This window comes from Corynebacterium sp. 045007, from assembly GCF_040743205.1.
Taxonomy (GTDB): Bacteria; Actinomycetota; Actinomycetes; order Mycobacteriales; family Mycobacteriaceae; genus Corynebacterium; species Corynebacterium jeikeium_D.
In genome coordinates this window covers 111,342-128,168 of record NZ_JBFLKW010000001.1, presented here as the reverse complement: position 1 = coordinate 128,168, position 16,827 = coordinate 111,342, and the positions used below count along the sequence as shown (strand labels likewise).

General features: G+C 59.7%; 15 protein-coding genes. 13 read left to right on the top strand and 2 right to left on the bottom strand.

Going from position 1 to position 16,827, the window contains the following annotated elements; genetic code table 11:
* Positions 1-19 precede the first annotated feature (19 nt).
* The 13 genes from purN to AB1Z34_RS00535 all read left to right on the top strand — a co-directional run bounded on the left by purN (position 20) and on the right by AB1Z34_RS00535 (position 15,269).
* The gene (purN, locus tag AB1Z34_RS00595) at positions 20-673 is read left to right on the top strand and encodes a phosphoribosylglycinamide formyltransferase (RefSeq protein ID WP_070438550.1); all 654 of its coding nucleotides are present in this window, start codon (positions 20-22) and stop codon (positions 671-673) included.
* Positions 670-2,217 carry a bifunctional phosphoribosylaminoimidazolecarboxamide formyltransferase/IMP cyclohydrolase gene (purH, locus tag AB1Z34_RS00590; protein WP_070862611.1) on the top strand — a complete coding sequence of 516 codons (1,548 nt, stop codon included), beginning with the start codon at positions 670-672 and terminating at the stop codon, positions 2,215-2,217. Before purN ends, purH begins: the two co-directional genes overlap by 4 nt.
* A gap of 199 nt (positions 2,218-2,416) precedes the next feature.
* Entirely contained in the window at positions 2,417-3,010 is a 594-nt protein-coding gene (locus AB1Z34_RS00585) for a TetR/AcrR family transcriptional regulator (RefSeq protein ID WP_038627845.1), read from the top strand.
* Positions 3,011-3,316: 306 nt separating this feature from the next.
* The gene (locus tag AB1Z34_RS00580) at positions 3,317-4,897 is read left to right on the top strand and encodes a carboxyl transferase domain-containing protein (RefSeq protein ID WP_367157747.1); all 1,581 of its coding nucleotides are present in this window, start codon (positions 3,317-3,319) and stop codon (positions 4,895-4,897) included.
* A gap of 53 nt (positions 4,898-4,950) precedes the next feature.
* The gene (locus AB1Z34_RS00575) at positions 4,951-7,044 is read left to right on the top strand and encodes an acetyl/propionyl/methylcrotonyl-CoA carboxylase subunit alpha (RefSeq protein ID WP_150961137.1); all 2,094 of its coding nucleotides are present in this window, start codon (positions 4,951-4,953) and stop codon (positions 7,042-7,044) included.
* 79 nt (positions 7,045-7,123) lie between these two features.
* Positions 7,124-8,293 (top strand): acyl-CoA dehydrogenase family protein, encoded by a 1,170-nt coding sequence (locus AB1Z34_RS00570; RefSeq protein WP_048731615.1) that lies wholly within the window; start codon positions 7,124-7,126, stop codon positions 8,291-8,293.
* A gap of 2 nt (positions 8,294-8,295) precedes the next feature.
* Positions 8,296-8,838: a MaoC family dehydratase gene (locus AB1Z34_RS00565; RefSeq protein ID WP_070706027.1), complete on the top strand. Its 543-nt coding sequence runs from the start codon at positions 8,296-8,298 to the stop codon at positions 8,836-8,838.
* Between the two features lie 7 nt (positions 8,839-8,845).
* Positions 8,846-9,724 carry a CoA ester lyase gene (locus AB1Z34_RS00560; protein ID WP_311505422.1) on the top strand — a complete coding sequence of 293 codons (879 nt, stop codon included), beginning with the start codon at positions 8,846-8,848 and terminating at the stop codon, positions 9,722-9,724.
* Positions 9,725-9,828: 104 nt separating this feature from the next.
* On the top strand, positions 9,829-11,583 hold the full coding sequence (locus tag AB1Z34_RS00555) for an AMP-binding protein (RefSeq protein ID WP_016422174.1): 1,755 nt from the start codon (positions 9,829-9,831) through the stop codon (positions 11,581-11,583).
* A gap of 4 nt (positions 11,584-11,587) precedes the next feature.
* Positions 11,588-12,340, top strand: a complete 753-nt coding sequence (locus tag AB1Z34_RS00550) for a CoA transferase subunit A (protein ID WP_367157746.1) — start codon at positions 11,588-11,590, stop codon at positions 12,338-12,340.
* Positions 12,341-13,009 carry a CoA transferase subunit B gene (locus AB1Z34_RS00545; protein WP_005509864.1) on the top strand — a complete coding sequence of 223 codons (669 nt, stop codon included), beginning with the start codon at positions 12,341-12,343 and terminating at the stop codon, positions 13,007-13,009.
* Between the two features lie 58 nt (positions 13,010-13,067).
* Positions 13,068-14,276, top strand: a complete 1,209-nt coding sequence (locus tag AB1Z34_RS00540; protein ID WP_256881076.1) for an acetyl-CoA C-acetyltransferase — start codon at positions 13,068-13,070, stop codon at positions 14,274-14,276.
* Between the two features lie 129 nt (positions 14,277-14,405).
* The gene (locus tag AB1Z34_RS00535) at positions 14,406-15,269 is read left to right on the top strand and encodes a CoA ester lyase (protein ID WP_367157745.1); all 864 of its coding nucleotides are present in this window, start codon (positions 14,406-14,408) and stop codon (positions 15,267-15,269) included.
* Here AB1Z34_RS00535 and hypD read toward each other — a convergent pair whose 3' ends face one another.
* Positions 15,270-16,421 (bottom strand): hydrogenase formation protein HypD, encoded by a 1,152-nt coding sequence (hypD, locus tag AB1Z34_RS00530; RefSeq protein WP_367157781.1) that lies wholly within the window; start codon positions 16,419-16,421, stop codon positions 15,270-15,272.
* Between the two features lie 16 nt (positions 16,422-16,437).
* Positions 16,438-16,707, bottom strand: coding sequence for a HypC/HybG/HupF family hydrogenase formation chaperone (locus AB1Z34_RS00525; protein ID WP_049172773.1), 270 nt, complete (start codon positions 16,705-16,707; stop codon positions 16,438-16,440).
* Positions 16,708-16,827 lie beyond the last annotated feature (120 nt).

The window sequence follows — 16,827 nt, the reverse complement described above, 5'->3', positions numbered from 1 at the left end:
GCTGGGTAAGCTAAACGCCGTGACTGAAGCACAGCCCGTCGCAGAAATTTCGCACAATAATTCCTCCAGCAAGCAGCTCCGCATCGTAGTCCTGGCCTCTGGCCTGGGCTCCCTTTTGCAGTCGATGCTGGAACTGCTCGACGCTGAAAAGGTTCAGATTGTCGCGGTTGGTTCGGACAAGGATTGTCCGGCGCTGGAGAGGGCTCAAAACCTCAATATCCCAACTTTTCAGGTGCCTTTCGATGCTGAGGCAAAGAAGGACCGAGAAGGTTGGGATATTCGTGTTTTAGAGGCCGTGAACAGTTTTTCGCCGGATATCGTTGTCTCGGCGGGTTTCATGCGTATTCTGGGGCCAACATTTGTAGAGGCCTACAGCAATCGCATCATTAATACGCACCCAGCGCTGCTGCCGTCCTTCCCAGGGGCGCGTGCGGTACCGGATGCACTTGACTATGGGGTGAAGGTCACCGGCACGACCGTGCATATCGTTGATAATGGAGTGGACACCGGGCCGATTCTGGCGCAGCAGCCAGTGGCCGTCGAGGACGACGACACGGTGGAGACCCTGCACGAACGAATCAAGGTTGTCGAACGCCGACTCCTGGTTGATGTATTGCACTCGATTGCCGATCACGGAATTGAGCGTGACGGACGAAAGGCTTATCTGAAATGACCAACGACAACACGCAGCGTAAACCAATCAAGCGCGCTCTGATTAGCGTCTACGACAAGACTGGGCTCGAGGAGCTGGCTCGTGACCTGCACGAGGCTGGCGTGGAAATCGTTTCCACCGGTTCCACGGCTGGCAAGATTGCTGCAGCTGGCGTGCCGGTGACCCCGGTTGAGGATCTCACTGGTTTCCCGGAGTGTCTCGAGGGCCGTGTGAAGACGCTGCACCCGCGTGTTCACGCCGGCATTCTGGCTGATACTCGCAAGGAAGACCACCTGGCTCAGCTGAAGGAGCTCGGCGTGGAGGCTTTCCAGCTCGTTGTCGTTAACCTGTACCCGTTCCGTGAGACCGTTGCCTCGGGCGCTTCCTACGACGAGTGCGTGGAGCAGATCGACATCGGAGGCCCGTCGATGGTTCGCGCTGCGGCGAAGAACCACCCGTCGGTCGCTATCGTGGTCGACCCGGCTCGCTACGGCGATGTCGCTACCGCCGTGAAGGAAGGCGGCTTCACCCTGGAGCAGCGCCGTGAGTTCGCTCGTGACGCATTCCTGCACACCGCCGATTACGACGCAGCTGTGTCCAACTGGTTTGTTGAGCAGCTCGGTGGCGCTGAGGGGGCCGCCCCGACTCCGCTCCGCTACGGCGAGAACTCTCATCAGTCGGCAACTCTGACCCGCATTGGTACCAAGGGGCTGGCTAACGCCAAGCAGCTGAACGGCAAGGAGATGTCGTACAACAACTACCAGGATGCCGACGCCGCATGGCGTGCCGCCTGGGATCATGAGCGTCCGTGTGTGGCAATCATCAAGCACGCTAACCCGTGCGGTATCGCAGTTTCGGATGAGTCCATCGCCGCAGCTCACCGCGCAGCTCACGCATGTGACCCGATGTCCGCATTCGGTGGTGTCATCGCCGTCAACCGCGAGGTCTCCGTTGAGATGGCCGAGCAGGTCAAGGACATCTTCACCGAGGTTATCGTCGCTCCGTCCTACGAAGACGGTGCCGTTGAGGTACTGAAGGCCAAGAAGAACCTGCGCATTCTTGTCGCTGAGTACGAAGCACCGACCGCAGAGAACAAGTTCATCTCGGGCGGCCTGCTCACCCAGGAGCCGGATACTTACCAGGCAGAGGGCGATAAGCCGGAGAACTGGGAGCTGGCCACCGGCGAGGCATTGAATGCCGAAGAGCTGGCTGAGCTCGAATTCGCATGGCGCTCCGTCCGCGCTGTGAAGTCCAACGCCATTTTGCTGTCCAAGAACAACGCCACCGTCGGTGTCGGCATGGGACAGGTCAACCGTGTGGACTCCGCAAAGCTCGCCGTTGAGCGCGCAAATACGCTTGCCGACGGAGAAAACCGTACCCAGGGGGCCTACGCTGCGTCCGATGCCTTCTTCCCGTTCGCTGACGGTCTGCAGGTCCTGATTGATGCCGGTGTGAAGGCAGTTGTCCAGCCAGGTGGCTCCATCCGTGACGAAGAGGTCATCGCTGCTGCCAAGGAAGCTGGCGTCACTATGTACATGACAGGTACTCGCCACTTCTTCCACTAATTCCTTGCTGGATTAGGGGCTAACCGCCGCGGTGCTAACTATCACCTCGGCGGTTTTTCTCTACCCGGACGTGTGGGGACCTGTGGGCGAGGATGTGTGTCTGTTGTCGAGCCGTGGTCTATGTGAACACACGCTGAGGGCGGGCGCTGGTGGTAATTATGCAGACGAAATGGCTCCAATGCGTTTAACATAAGGGCTTATGTCACGTAGAACCGAAGCGCGACGGCGTCGAGAAGCAGAGATTCTCTCCGCTGCTGCTGCGATCCTGGCCGACCGAGGGTTTCATCAGACTCGGTTGGAGGATGTTGGCTCCGCTGTTGGCATTTCTGGCCCAGCTCTTTACCGCTACTTCAGCGGCAAGGAAGAGCTGTTGGCGCAGATCCTCATCGATATTTCTATCCGACTTGTCGATGGTGCGCGAGCAGTTCTCGATCGAGCAAAGAGCAATGACTGGGGTCCAGAGGAGACTCTTCGGGGCCTCCTTGCGCATCACGTGCATTTTGCAGTCACGGAGCCCGATCGCATTCGTGTCCAAGAACGCGAAGGCGGAAATCTAGCGCCAGAGCAGAGCGCAAAAGTGCGTTCCTTGCAGCGTCTTTACATGGTCTTATGGGTGGACGCTCTGCGTGAACTACAGCCCGAACTCACCTCCGACGAGGCGCAGCTTAAAGTCCAGCTCACCGCTGGGTTGATTAACTCTTCCAGACATGTGCTCAAATGGGCGGGTCCCGAGGCGACAAGGGATAATGCCTTTGAGATGGCCCTTGCTGCGCTGGGCATTAACAACCAATAATCCGTATTTATTCTTGTGCCGTCTGGCCTCACTGTGCTCAGCAGTGTGAGGTCAGGCGGTTTTATTGTGTGGAGCGGTCGGTCTTATCCAAGTGAATTTACCCCCGAAACAGATTTCTAGGACAAACTTAAATCTCTATTGGAAACATGTTGTGACCTCAGGGAGGGGTGTGTACTTCAAGCTGTCTGAAAGGCATCCGGGGGTAAAAGTATGACCTAGGAAACAAAACTTGTTGTGAAGTGACTGTGGTCACATTAACCTTTCCGTCAAGAAAGTTAATAGTCATTAACGGAAAGTATTTCGCCCATGACTCACGCCCCAGCATTGACCAACCGACAGCGCCACGAAGAGCTCGTCGCAGAGCTCAAAGAGTTGCTCAGCACGACAGCACGCGGTGGTTCCGAACGTGCCCGTGCTCGCCATATTTCCCGCGGTAAGCTGCTGCCACGTCAGCGCATCAACCAACTGCTTGACCCCGGCAGCCCTTTCCTTGAGGTCGCACCTCTAGCGGCCCACGAAATGTATGGCGGCAAGGTTCCGGCTGCTGGCGTCATCGCCGGCATTGGCATCATCGAAGGTCGTCGCTGCCTGGTTGTAGCCAATGACGCAACCGTTTCCGGCGGAACGTACTACCCGTTGACTGTCAAGAAGCACCTGCGCGCACAGGAGATTGCCAGCCTTAACCACTTGCCGTGCATTTACCTGGTCGACTCCGGCGGGGCCATGCTTCTCAACCAGGATGAAGTTTTCCCTGATCGCGATCATTTCGGTCGCATTTTCTACAACCAGGCCAACCTCTCCGCTCGCGGGATTCCGCAGATTGCCGCCGTGATGGGATCCTGTACCGCCGGGGGCGCATACGTGCCGGCGATGAGCGATGAAGCGGTCATTGTGAAAAACCAGGGCACCATCTTCCTGGCAGGCCCACCACTGGTTAAGGCTGCAACTGGTGAAGATGTCACACCAGAGGAACTCGGTGGCGGCGAACTGCACTCCAAGACCTCCGGCGTTACTGACCATCTCGCAGTTAACGATGCCGACGCACTGCGTCGTGTCCGCGATATCGTCGCAACGCTCCCCAAGGACCCGGAAGTTCCGTGGGACACAGAGCCCACCGTCGCGCCGACTCGCAACCAGACCGATCTTTACGATGTCGTCCCCGTCGATGCCAAAGTGCCTTACGACGTTCACGAGGTCATTGAAATTATTGTGGATGGAGGCCAATACCAGGAGTTCAAGGCCGAATTTGGTACGACCCTGGTCACTGCTTTCGCCCGCATTCACGGGCACCGCGTCGGCATTATCGCCAACAACGGCATTCTCTTCGCGGAATCTGCACAGAAGGGCGCGCACTTCATCGAGCTGTGTGATCAGCGCGGCATCCCACTGGTATTCCTGCAGAACACCACGGGCTTCATGGTTGGTCGCGAATACGAGGCCGGCGGTATCGCAAAGCACGGCGCCAAGATGGTCAACGCCGTGGCTACCACCCGCGTGCCCAAGTTCACCGTAGTCATCGGCGGTGCCTTCGGCGCCGGCAACTACTCCATGTGCGGTCGCGCATATTCGCCGCGCTTCCTCTGGATGTGGCCGAATGCTCGCATTTCCGTCATGGGCGGTCCACAGGCGGCGATGACGCTGTCGACGGTTCGTCGCAACCAGATTGAACGCTCAGGTGAGAGCTGGTCGCAGGAAGACCAGGAGGAGTTTGAAGCTCCGATCCGCGAGCAGTTTGAGCGCCAGTCGCACTGCTATTACTCATCGGCTCGCCTGTGGGATGACGGTGTCATCGACCCCGCAGATACCCGCCGAATTCTTGGCATGGCCCTCGACGTGGCAAGTGGTGCACCCCTGGATGAACGGGGCTTCGGCGTCTTCCGCATGTAGTAACCAGCTAAAAACTCTCGACACCGCATTTTCTGAAAGGAAACACAGGGCACATGACAGCGCACAACACGCAGCCCCACGCAGCTGGCGGCAGCCTGAGTACCGTATTGGTCGCAAACCGTGGGGAGATTGCCTGCCGCATTATCCGAACCCTTCGTGACAACGGAATTCGCTCCGTCGCGGTCTACTCGGATGCCGATGCCGACGCCCCTCACGTACGCATGGCGGATATGGCCATCCACATTGGCCCATCTCCGGCACGCGAGTCCTACCTAGTTATCGACAAGATCATCGATGCCGCTCGCCGCTGCGACGCGGACGGAATCCACCCCGGTTACGGCTTTCTCTCTGAAAACGCTGACTTCGCGACCGCCTGTGAGGAAGCAGGTATTGAATTCATCGGCCCACCGGCCAGCGCCATCAACACCATGGGTGACAAAATCTCCGCCCGCGCTGCCGTCGAAGCCCGCGATGTTCCCACCGTGCCGGGTCTATCTCGCCCAGGGCTTAGCGACGAGGACCTCATTGAGGCAGCCCCATCGATCGGCTTCCCAGTCCTGATTAAGCCATCGGCAGGCGGTGGCGGCAAGGGTATGCACCGCGTGGAAAACGCTGCTGACCTGCCGGCTGCGCTCGCAACGGCTCGTCGTGAAGCGGCGGGTGCCTTCGGCGATGACTCCCTGTTCATCGAGCACTTCGTCGACACCCCGCGGCATATCGAGGTACAGATCCTCGCAGACAAACACGGCAATGTGATCCACCTGGGCGAGCGTGAGTGCTCGCTGCAACGACGCCATCAGAAGGTCATCGAGGAAGCGCCGAGCCCCCTGCTGGATGAGGAAACGCGCAGCGCAATCGGTGAAGCGGCCTGTGACGCGGCCCGCTCGGTTGGTTATGTCGGTGCGGGCACGGTGGAGTTTATTGTGCCGGCGAAGGACCCGTCGTCGTTCTTCTTCATGGAGATGAATACGCGTCTGCAGGTTGAACACCCGGTAACTGAGCAGGTCACCGGCCTGGATCTGGTGGCACTGCAGGTTGACATTGCCTCGGGACGACCACTGCCGGTTGCTCAGGAAGATGTAACTCTCACCGGTCACTCGATTGAAGCTCGCGTGTATGCCGAAGACCCAGCGGCGGGATTCCTGCCCACCGGTGGCACGGTCACACGTGTCGTCGAGCCGAGCGGGGCGGGAATCCGGGTGGATTCCGGCATTGTCGACGGTTCCGAGGTCTCATCCCTCTATGACCCGATGTTGATGAAGATCATCTCCCATGGGGAAAACCGTGAGCAGGCGCTCGAGCGGCTGGACCGGGCGCTCGGAGACACCGTTGTCGCAGGTGTCGGTGTCAATATCGACTTTTGTCGCTACCTGCTGAACGTCCCCGAGGTTCGCGTCGGCGATCTTGATACCGGTCTGCTCGACCGTGTGGCGGAAGGCTTCGCCACCTCCGAAACACCGGACGATGTCTACCTCGCCGCTGCGATGGACTGGCTGACTTCTCGCTTTGAAGAGGCCACCGACTCGCCGTGGCTGACCCCGGACGGCTGGCGCGCCAGTACCCCGGCCGCGCAGCGCATCCGCTTCGGAACGGGGGAGGACTCGCGTCTGATCTCGATTGTGGGCACGCCGTCGAGCGCCGACGTCATCGTTGGTGATGTGGTCGCGGGCCTGTCCGCCGAGGCGGAGAACGAAGAGATCGACGTTCCAGAACCGCGAAACTACAAGGTTTCGGTCTACCGCGACGGGGAACACCTGCGCATCGTCCGCGACGGTGTCGCACAGCACTTCCTGGTCGAGACCATCGACAATGCGGGGGCTGCGAACCATGAAGAATACGTCGTCGCCGGCGCTCACGGCACGTGGGTGCTGCCTCGCACCGAGGTAGTCACCACCGGAGCCGAAGCCGATGCCGGAGGCTCGGGAGTCATCCAAGCTCCGATGCCCGGCGCGATTATCGCGTTGGCGGTGGAGGAGGGAACCCGCGTCGAAGTTGGTGATGCTCTGTTGGTCATGGAGGCCATGAAGATGGAGCACACTCTCACTGCCGAAATTGCGGGTGAGGTCAGCTTCACCGTCGCGCCGGGCGATCAGGTCACCGGTGACCAGCAGCTGGCGGTCATCACTGTGGCCGAAGCCGAGGAATAAAAACCCACACGAAACGCACCAACCAGGTCTAACGCCAATCAAGTCCCACACCTACAAAATCTTTTAAGGAGCACTCATCATGTCCGAAAGCACCAAGATTGCAACCGCGATCCTCGACGACGAATACGTGGAACTGCAGAAAGTAGTTCGCGAATTTGCCAACGAAGTTGTCGACCCGGTTTCCGCCGAGCACGACCGCAACCACACTTTCCCGTACGAGATTGTCTCGCAGATGGGCGAAATGGGCCTGTTCGGTCTGCCATTCCCCGAGGAAGTCGGTGGCATGGGCGGTGACTACCTGTCCTTCGGTATCGCCCTGGAGGAGCTGGCTAAAGTCGATCAGTCGGTCGCTATCACCCTGGAAGCCGGCGTTGGTTTGGGCGCCATGCCAATCTTCCACTTCGGCAATGACAAGCAGAAGGAGACCTACCTGCCCGAGCTGACTGCTGGTAAGAAGCTCGCTGGCTTTGGTCTCACCGAGCCGGATGCAGGTTCCGACGCCGGCGCCACCCGCACCACAGCCCGTGAAGACGGCGATGATTTCGTCATCAACGGCGCCAAGCAGTTCATCACCAACTCCGGCACGGATATTACTTCGCTGGTTACTGTCACCGCAGTCACCGGCCAGAAGGAAGATGGCAAGAAGGAGATTTCTACCATCATCGTGCCGAGTGGCACGGAGGGCTTTGTCGCGGAACCAGCTTACGACAAGGTCGGTTGGAATGCCTCCGACACCCACCCACTGACCTTCACCGATGTTCGCGTCCCGCAGGAGAACCTGCTGGGCACCCGTGGTCGCGGCTTCGCTAACTTCCTGTCCATCTTGGCCGAGGGGCGTGTCGCAATCGCAGCGCTTGCCACCGGTGCTGCGCAGGGTTGTGTTGATGAGTCGGTTCGCCACGCCAAGGAACGTCACTCCATGGGCCGTGCAATCGGCGAGTACCAGGCTGTTTCCTTCAAGATTGCCCGTATGGAAGCGCGTGCGCATGCCGCACGGATGGCGTGGTACGACGCAGCCGCAAAGATGGCCGCGGGCGCAGAGTTCCGTCGTGAAGCGTACATCGCCAAGATGATTGCCTCGGAGGCTGCGATGGACAACGCGCGCGACGCGACGCAGATTTTCGGCGGCTACGGATTCATGAACGAGTACCGCGTGGCACGCCACTATCGCGACTCCAAGATCCTGGAGATCGGCGAGGGCACCACAGAAGTGCAGCTCATGCTGATCGCACGCGGATTGGGGCTGTAAAAATGGCTGACAACAACGCAACCGAAGTCACCCGCGACGTCGTGCAGCGCGGACTGTGGTTCGAAGAGTACGAGGTTGGCGCGCGTTACCTGCACCGTCCGGGGCGAACCGTCACTGAAACCGATGACGTCCTCTTCACGACGCTGACCATGAACACCCAGCCATTGCATCTGGATGCGCACTGGTCGAGCCAGCAGCCGGGATTCGGAGGCGAGCGCCTGGTCAATTCGATGTGGACGCTGTCGACGGTTGTCGGGCTGTCTGTCGGGCAGCTCACGCTCGGCACCATCGTCGCCAACCTCGGCTTTACCGAAGTGGCGTTTCCCGCACCGATGTTCCACGGCGACACCCTGTACGCAGAGACCGTCTGCCGTAACAAACGCCTGTCCAAGTCCCGCCCCAACCAGGGCATTGTCGAGCTCGAGCACATCGGACGCAACCAGGACGGCACCGTCGTCTGCCGCGCAGTCCGTTCCACGCTCGTCCAATGCGCACCGATTTCGCTTGACGACGGCTCCGAGAACGCAGCTTCAGCGGGGAAGTGAGTGACCCATGTCTACGCATAACTCCTGGCAGCCCCTGGGTCCTGCAATTCTGTTTGCGCCAGCCGACCGGCCGGAACGGTTCGCTAAAGCTGCTGACCGTGCCGACATGGTGATCCTGGACCTGGAGGACGGCTGTCGCGCAGAAAACCGTGAGGCTGCCCGCGAGGCTATCGTCTCCTGTGACCTCGATCCGGCCCGCACTATTGTGCGTGTCAATCCACCGGAGGTTGAGGACTACGCAGCGGATATTGACATGCTGCGTGGCACCGCTTTCCGCCAGGTGATGCTGCCCAAGGCCTCCTCGGCGCAGCAAGTGGATCAGTTGGTAGCGGCACTGGGGGAGAAGACCCAGGTCATTGCCCTTATCGAAACTCCGCTTGGGGTCATGCGCGCCGAAGAGCTGGCGCAGGCCGATGGCGTCGTTGCGCTGTTCTGGGGCGCAGAGGACCTGGTGGCGGGCTTGGCGGGAACGTCATCACGCTTTAGCGAAGCAGAGGCTGCACTCGCGCCGGGCCGTATCCATGCGGGCAGCTACCGCAGTGTGGCGGTGCATACCCGCAGCCACGTTCACCTGGCGGCAGCGGCGCACGGTAAGGCCAGTCTGGATTCCATCTACGTCAATATCTCCGACGCGGATGGGCTAGCTGCGGAGGCAGCCGATGCCGCTGCGTTGGGATTCGCTGCCACCGTCTGTATTCACCCAGGTCAGGTCCCGACAATCCGCCAGGCTTATCGCCCTAGCGACGAGGAGATTGACTGGGCGCGTCGGCTCTTGGCGGAAGCGGAAAAGAACACCGGTGCCTTCAGTTTTGACGGCCAGATGGTGGATGCGCCGCTCTTCCGTCAAGCAGAAGCCATTGCTCGGCGAGCCGCTGTAACCGGTTAGTCCCACAGCCGGTAACTACCACTGATTTATCCCCCCCCTAAAGAACACAATTCCCTCTCACACTCCGCACTATGCGGAGTCACTTAAACCAAGGAGATCTCCCCATGACCGCGACATTGAAGAACCACGCAGAACAGCGCACTGCTGATCCTTCGAAGCTGCCGGAGGGCTTCACCACTGTGCCGGCACCATACGGCAAGGATGTTGTCGATGCTGATGGCAACAAGATGAGCCACGTGTTCGGCGCCGGTGTCGAGCAAGGTGCCGCTCCACTTCGCGATGAGACTCTCGGTGAGAACCTGCGTGCGATTGTGGAGAAATTCCCGTCCCGCGACGCCGTCGTTGACGTCTACGCGGATGTCTCCTTTACCTTTGAGCGTTTCTACAACCGAGTTCTGCGTCTGGCCAGCGCTTTCATCCGTGAGGGCTACCGTCCAGGAGATCGTATCGGCATTTGGTCCACCAACCGCTGGGAGTGGACCGTGGTGCAGTACGCCTGCCACCACATCGGCCTGGTGCTGGTCAACATCAACCCGGCTTACCGCCAGCACGAGCTGAACTACGTGTTGGAAAAGGCAGGTGTGCGTATGGTGTTTGCCGCCCGCCGCTACAAGGACTCCGATTACCGAACCATGCTGATCGAGGCCTCCAAGCAGCGCGGTGTGCGCCTGGACAAGGTCATCTACTTCGGCTCCTCCGAGTGGTACGAGCACATGCACAGCGAAATCGATGACCTGAGCGAGTACACCTCCCAGCTGAAGCCGGATGATCCGATCAACATCCAGTTCACCTCGGGCACGACAGGCTTTCCCAAGGGCGCTACGCTGACGCACCGCAACCTGCTGAACAATGGTTACTTCATCGGTGAGCTGTTGGGCTACACCGAGGCCGACCGCATCTGTGTGCCGGTGCCGTTCTTCCACACCTTCGGCATGGTGATTGGCACCTTCGCTGCCTTCACCCACGGTGCCGCTATTGTCATTCCGGCTCCGTCGTTTAAGGCGCGTGAAACGCTCAAGGCTGTGCACTCGGCTAAGGCCACCAGCCTCTACGGCGTGCCGACGATGTTCATCAATGAGCTTGAAGAAGCCCACGACCAGGAGGAATACGGCTCCCCTTACGACCTGTCGCTGCTGCGCACAGGTGTGATGGCAGGTACCTCGTGCCCGTCGAAGACCATGCGTGATGTGATGGACAAGCTCAATATGCGTGAGATTGCCATCTGTTACGGCATGACCGAGACTTCGCCGGTGTCCTTCCAGACCCGCGCGGATTCCCCGCTGGAAAAGCGCGTCAACACCGTCGGGCAGATCATGCCGCACCTGGAAGCCCGCATCATCTGTGAAGAAACCGGCGAGACCCTACCACGAGGTGAACAGGGCGAGGTCGTCGTCCGTGGATACTCCGTGATGAAGGAGTACTGGGAGCACCCGGAAAAGACTGCCGAGGCCATCGACGCCGACGGCTGGATGCACACCGGCGACTTGGGTGTGCTTGACGACGAGGGCTACCTGTCCATCACCGGACGTATCAAGGACATGCTCATCCGCGGTGGTGAGAACATCTACCCGCGCGAGATTGAAGAGTTCCTGTTCACTCACCCGGCTGTTGTCGATGCACAGGTCATCGGCGTGCCGGATGACAAGTATGGCGAAGAAATCATGGCATGGGTAATTCTGCACGACGATGTGGAAGACCTCACCGCTGAGGACGTGGCGGCCTTTGCCCACGGCAAGCTGTCGCGTCACAAGATTCCGCGCTACGTCCACGTCGTCGAGGAGTTTCCGATGACCGCGTCGGGCAAGGTTCGCAAGGTTGAGATGCGTGAGATGGCTCCGCGAATCCTGGGCTGGGTGTAGAACAATGTCAAAAACAACTGATCAGACCGGTCGCGAGCTTGTCGCAGGCCTCGTCACTGATGGAATGACCCTGGCAGTCGGCGGTTTCGGCCTTTGCGGTGTGCCATATACCCTCATCGAGGGCGTGCGCGACTCCGGGGCAAAAGACCTCACCATCGTGTCCAACAACATGGGCATTGACGGTACTGGGCTCGGCATTCTGCTGGAGAACAAGCAGGTGGCAAAGGTAGTGGCCTCCTACGTCGGCGAGAACAAGGAGTTTGCTCGCCAGTACCTCGAAGGAGAAATCGAGGTGGAGTTCACCCCACAGGGCACTCTGGCAGAGCGTCTTCGCGCAGGTGGCGCAGGTATTCCCGTGTTCTACACCGCAACCGGCGTCGGCACGCTCGTTGCAGAGGGCAAGCCCCACGCCGACTTCGACGGACAGACCTACGTGCAGGAGCGTGGCATCGTTGCCGACATCGGCCTGGTGCACGCCTACCACGGCGATATTGACGGCAACCTTGTCTATCGCCGGACCGCGCAGAACTTCAACCCGCTGTGCGCAGCATCCGGCAAGGTGACCGTTGCAGAGGTGGAGTACTTGCTTGGCCGCGGCGAGATCGACCCGGATCTGGTGATGACTCCGGGTGTGTATATCCAGCACATCGTTCGCGGTGACGGACGCGAGAAGCTCATTGAAAAGCGCACAACTCGGCCACGCAATACCGATTCCAGCCACGATGCCGGTGACGCGGCAGCAGGGGAGGAGATTTAAATGGCACCTGCGAAGACAATTATGGACAAGGGCTGGAGCCGTGACGAGATGGCACAGCAGGCCGCTGAAGAGCTGCGCGATGGCGACTATGTGAATCTGGGTATCGGCATTCCGACACTGGTGGCAAACCATATTCCCGAAGGCGTGCGCGTTCTGCTGCAGAGTGAAAACGGAATTCTGGGAATGGGTGCCTTCCCATATGAAGGCGAAGAGGATGCTGACCTCATCAATGCGGGGAAGCAGACCGTGACATTGGTGCCGGGCGCGGCAATCTTCGACTCCGCCACCAGTTTCGGCATGATTCGCGGCGGTGCCGTGAAAATGGCCGTGTTGGGTGCGATGGAGGTGAGCCAGTGCGGTGACCTGGCCAATTGGATGATTCCGGGAAAGATGGTCAAGGGCATGGGCGGTGCGATGGACTTGGTCGCCGGTACCCCTCGAGTGGTGGTTTTGACCGATCATGTTTCCAAAGATGGCAAACCAAAATTGGTAAAAGCCTGCGAACTGCCCCTCACAGGTGCAAAAGTAGTGAAAAGGATTATTAGCAACCTGGGAAGCTTCGATGTCGCTGATGATCACCTGGTGCTACGCAGGCTGGCACCTGGGGTGACGCTGGCAGATATCGAGGCCAACACCGAAGCCGCATACGTGGTTGACCTCGAGAATTAAATACGCAGCAATCATGGTCAGTCCACACTCATCAGTTTTGACTTAGGAGAATCCATCCATGAGTAACCTTCCAGCTCCCAGCCCGAATGATGTCGTTATCCTCGCTGGTGCCCGCACCCCGCAGGGCAAGCTGCTCGGTCAGCTGGCACCGCTTACTTCCGTCGAACTTGGCGCTCATGCTGTCAAGCACGCTGTCCAGCGTTCCGGCGTTGCCCCGGAAGAGGTTCAGCACGTCGTTCTGGGCCAGGTGATTCTCGCAGGTGCTGGCCAGAACCCGGCTCGACAGGTCGCCATTAAGGCGGGTCTGCCATGGAATACGACTGCTGAGATCGTTAACAAGGTCTGCCTCTCGGGCCTAAACGCTGTCATTCACGCCGCTCGCTTGATTCGTCTCGGTGATGCAGACGTCGTTGTTGCAGGTGGTCAGGAGTCCATGACGCACGCTCCGCACGTTGCACGCGGTGTTCGTCAGGGCAAGTCCTTCGGTGCGCTGAAGCTGGAGGACACCTTGGAGCGCGACGGTCTGGTCGACTCCTTCGATGGTGTGTCCATGGGTACGCTTACCGACGGTCCGAACAGCGACCTCGGCATTAGCCGCGAGCAGCAGGACGAGGTTGCGGCCGCTTCTCACCAGCGTGCGGCTAAGGCGCAGGAAGACGGTATTTTCGCGCAGGAAATCGCTCCAATCGAGATTCCGCAGCGCAAGGGTGACCCGGTAGTTGTTGACACCGACCAGGGCATTCGCCCGGAGACCACTGTGGAGACCCTGGCTAAGCTGCGTCCGGTCTTCCTGAAGGAAAACGGCACCATCACTGCCGGTAACTCCTCGCCGATTTCCGACGGTGCCGCAGCAGTTGTGCTGGCATCGCGTGCCTACGCAGAGAAGCACGGCCTAGACTACCTCGCAGTTGTGGGCAAGGCCGGCCAGACCGCAGGTCCGGATAACTCCCTGCACGCTCAGCCGGCGGACTCTTTGAAGGAGGCTCTGCGTCGCGCTGAGTGGGACGCGCAGGAGCTTGACTTCATCGAGATCAACGAGGCATTTGGTGCGGTGGCCGTCAAGTCCCTGCGTGAGCTGGACTACCCGCTGGAAAAGACCAACATCCACGGTGGCGCGATTGCCCTCGGCCACCCGATTGGCTGCTCCGGTGCCCGCCTGACTCTGACCGCTTCAATGGAGCTGAACCGTCGCGGTTCGGGTCGCGCTGGTGTGTCCCTGTGTGGTGGCGGCGGCCAGGGCGACGCGCTGCTGCTGTACCGCGACTAATCGCATAGGTTAAAAACTCAGCAAACCCGCGTTGTGGTCTCCACTCTATGGACCCCACAACGCGGGTTTTGTTGTCTCCTGGGAGAGCCTGCGCGAAGGTGATTCGAGTTTTCAATTAGGTTAGGAGCTATGACAGGCTTTAGCTCCCTCGATGGTGAACAGACCTTCCCTTGGCTTCCCTCTGGCCCGGCGCTACTCTTCGCCCCGGCTGACCGTCCGGAACGTTTCCAGAAAGCTGCTGAACGATCGGACATGGTCATTATTGACCTGGAGGATGGCGCTGCCGTTGACAATCACGAGCAGGCACGTGCGAACATCATCAACAATCCGCTCGACCCGGAGGTGACTATTCTTCGGATTACCGGTCCTGGGACTCCGACCTTCGCGGAGGATGTCGCCTTTGCCCGTACATGTGACTACGACATCGTCATGGTGCCCAAGATTCGAGACTCCATTCCCGCAGAGCTCGAAGGGTTGAAGATCATCGCGATGATTGAAACCCCGCAGGCCATGACTAATATCCAGCAGATTGCCACGCACCCGGACGTTGTGGGTCTGTTCTGGGGTGCCGAAGACCTGACCGCCGAACTCGGTGGGGCGTCCTCGCGTCAGAGTGTGGATGAAAATCCTCGTCGCCACTACCACGATCCGCAGCGATTGGCTCGTGCACTCGTTCAGGTGCATGCAGCTGCAGCGGGTATTGCCGCCATTGATGCCGTTCATACTGACTTTCGCGATGAGCGCGGCCAGTACCTAGAGGCTCTCGACGCCGTGGGCTGTGGTTTCTTGGCTACGGCCTGCATCCACCCGGCGATGGTGCCGCCGGTGCGCAAGGCATATAAGCCGTCGGAAGCAACGCTCGCCCGCGCCCGGAAGATTGTCGATCACGCAGGTACGCACACTGGCGCCTTCCAGCTCGATGGCGAGATGATTGACGCGCCCGTCGTAAAGCAGGCGGTAGCAGCGCTCGCGCGTGCGGGGATTTCGGAGTAACTAGCGGCGGGATTTCGCCAGGTTCTCGGTGACTTTTCGGTCGATGCGGCCGAAGTTGTAGTACGCCGCACAAGCGCCTTCGGGGGAGACCATGCAGGTGCCGATGGGGGTCGCCGGGGTGCAGGCGGTGCCGAAGACCGCGCATTGCCACGGCTTGATGTGGCCGGTGAGCACAGATCCGCATTCGCAGGTCACGGGGTCTGGGATCCGGCGCCCCGGCACCTGGAAACGGCGCTCGGCATCGAATGCTGCGTATTCCTCAGAGATGCCGAGGCCGGAGTTTTCAATCCAGCCGAGGCCACGCCACTCGAAGGTGTCGCGGAGGGAAAAGACGCGGTCTATAAGTTTCTGCGCGGTGGTGTTGCCGGAGGAGCGAACGACGCGCGCGTACTGGTTGTCTACCCGCGACTTACCGGCAGCAACGTCGCCGCTGACGAATTGATCCAGCAGCATGACGACGGCCTGGAGCACATCCAATGGCTCAAAACCGGTGACCGCCACTGGCAGATTAAACTCGCGCGGCAGGAACTCAAAGGCGTCCGTGCCGGTGGTTGTAGCCACGTGACCTGGGCCGATGAAACCATCGACCTTGGTTTCGCCGCCGTTGACGATGGCGCGCAGTGGCGGCTCGATGAGTACGTGGTTGGAAAATACGGAGAAGTTTTCCACTCCCTGCCGGCGCGCGGCCTCAATGGTCACGGCAGTCGACGGGGCGGTTGTCTCAAACCCGACGGCGAAGAAAACGACCTGCTTATCGGGGTTATCGGTGGCGATCTTCAGCGCGTCGAGAGGCGAGTAGACAAAGCGCACATCGGCGCCGCGCGCACGTGCCTGCATCAGCGACGTTTCGGACCCCGGCACGCGCATCATGTCGCCGAAGGTCGTGAAAATGACGTCTTCTTGCTGTGCCAGCCAAATGGCATCGTCGACGCGGCCCATGGGGATGACGCAGACGGGGCAGCCGGGCCCGTGGATCAGCTCGATGTTCTCGGGTAGGAGGTTTTCCAAGCCGTAACGGTAAATGGTGTGCGTGTGCCCGCCACAGACTTCCATCAGCGCGATGGGCTTTTCCAGCTTGGTGGCCTCGCGTTCAATGCGTGCGAGCAGCTTCTTCGCAGCGGCGGGGTCGCGGAATTCGTCAACGTATTTCATGGTGCCGTCCAGCCCCTCAGTTGATCTGTGACGATGAGAAGGATTCCAGCTCATCCTCGTAAGTGTCGCCGCCTAGCTGTTTGATTTGCTGGAGCGAAAGTCTGGCTTCTTCCTCGTCGATCTTGCTCATGGCGAAACCGACATGTACGAGAACCCAGTCACCGGCGGTGAGGTTCTCGTCAACAAGTAAATCGGTGGAAATCATGCGTGCGACGCCACCAATTTCCACTGTTGCACGGGCAGCATCGTGGACTTCTGTGATGACGGCAGGGACACCAAGACACATACGCTTCTCCTCGTTTGCAATACTTATCGAGACTACCATCAGAGGCAGCGAACCTCGTTTTCGAAGGACGAGTGACGCAAGCAGTTTTGTCCGCCACCAGCTGTGAAGTTAGGGATAGTG

Coding starts and splice junctions, on each gene's coding strand:
- purH (WP_070862611.1), top strand. CDS start 670: ATGACCAACGACAACACGCAGCGTAAACCAATCAAGCGCGCTCTGATT.
- AB1Z34_RS00585 (WP_038627845.1), top strand. CDS start 2,417: ATGTCACGTAGAACCGAAGCGCGACGGCGTCGAGAAGCAGAGATTCTC.
- AB1Z34_RS00580 (WP_367157747.1), top strand. CDS start 3,317: ATGACTCACGCCCCAGCATTGACCAACCGACAGCGCCACGAAGAGCTC.
- AB1Z34_RS00575 (WP_150961137.1), top strand. CDS start 4,951: ATGACAGCGCACAACACGCAGCCCCACGCAGCTGGCGGCAGCCTGAGT.
- AB1Z34_RS00570 (WP_048731615.1), top strand. CDS start 7,124: ATGTCCGAAAGCACCAAGATTGCAACCGCGATCCTCGACGACGAATAC.
- AB1Z34_RS00565 (WP_070706027.1), top strand. CDS start 8,296: ATGGCTGACAACAACGCAACCGAAGTCACCCGCGACGTCGTGCAGCGC.
- AB1Z34_RS00560 (WP_311505422.1), top strand. CDS start 8,846: ATGTCTACGCATAACTCCTGGCAGCCCCTGGGTCCTGCAATTCTGTTT.
- AB1Z34_RS00555 (WP_016422174.1), top strand. CDS start 9,829: ATGACCGCGACATTGAAGAACCACGCAGAACAGCGCACTGCTGATCCT.
- AB1Z34_RS00550 (WP_367157746.1), top strand. CDS start 11,588: ATGTCAAAAACAACTGATCAGACCGGTCGCGAGCTTGTCGCAGGCCTC.
- AB1Z34_RS00545 (WP_005509864.1), top strand. CDS start 12,341: ATGGCACCTGCGAAGACAATTATGGACAAGGGCTGGAGCCGTGACGAG.
- AB1Z34_RS00540 (WP_256881076.1), top strand. CDS start 13,068: ATGAGTAACCTTCCAGCTCCCAGCCCGAATGATGTCGTTATCCTCGCT.
- AB1Z34_RS00535 (WP_367157745.1), top strand. CDS start 14,406: ATGACAGGCTTTAGCTCCCTCGATGGTGAACAGACCTTCCCTTGGCTT.
- hypD (WP_367157781.1), bottom strand. CDS start 16,421: ATGAAATACGTTGACGAATTCCGCGACCCCGCCGCTGCGAAGAAGCTG.
- AB1Z34_RS00525 (WP_049172773.1), bottom strand. CDS start 16,707: ATGTGTCTTGGTGTCCCTGCCGTCATCACAGAAGTCCACGATGCTGCC.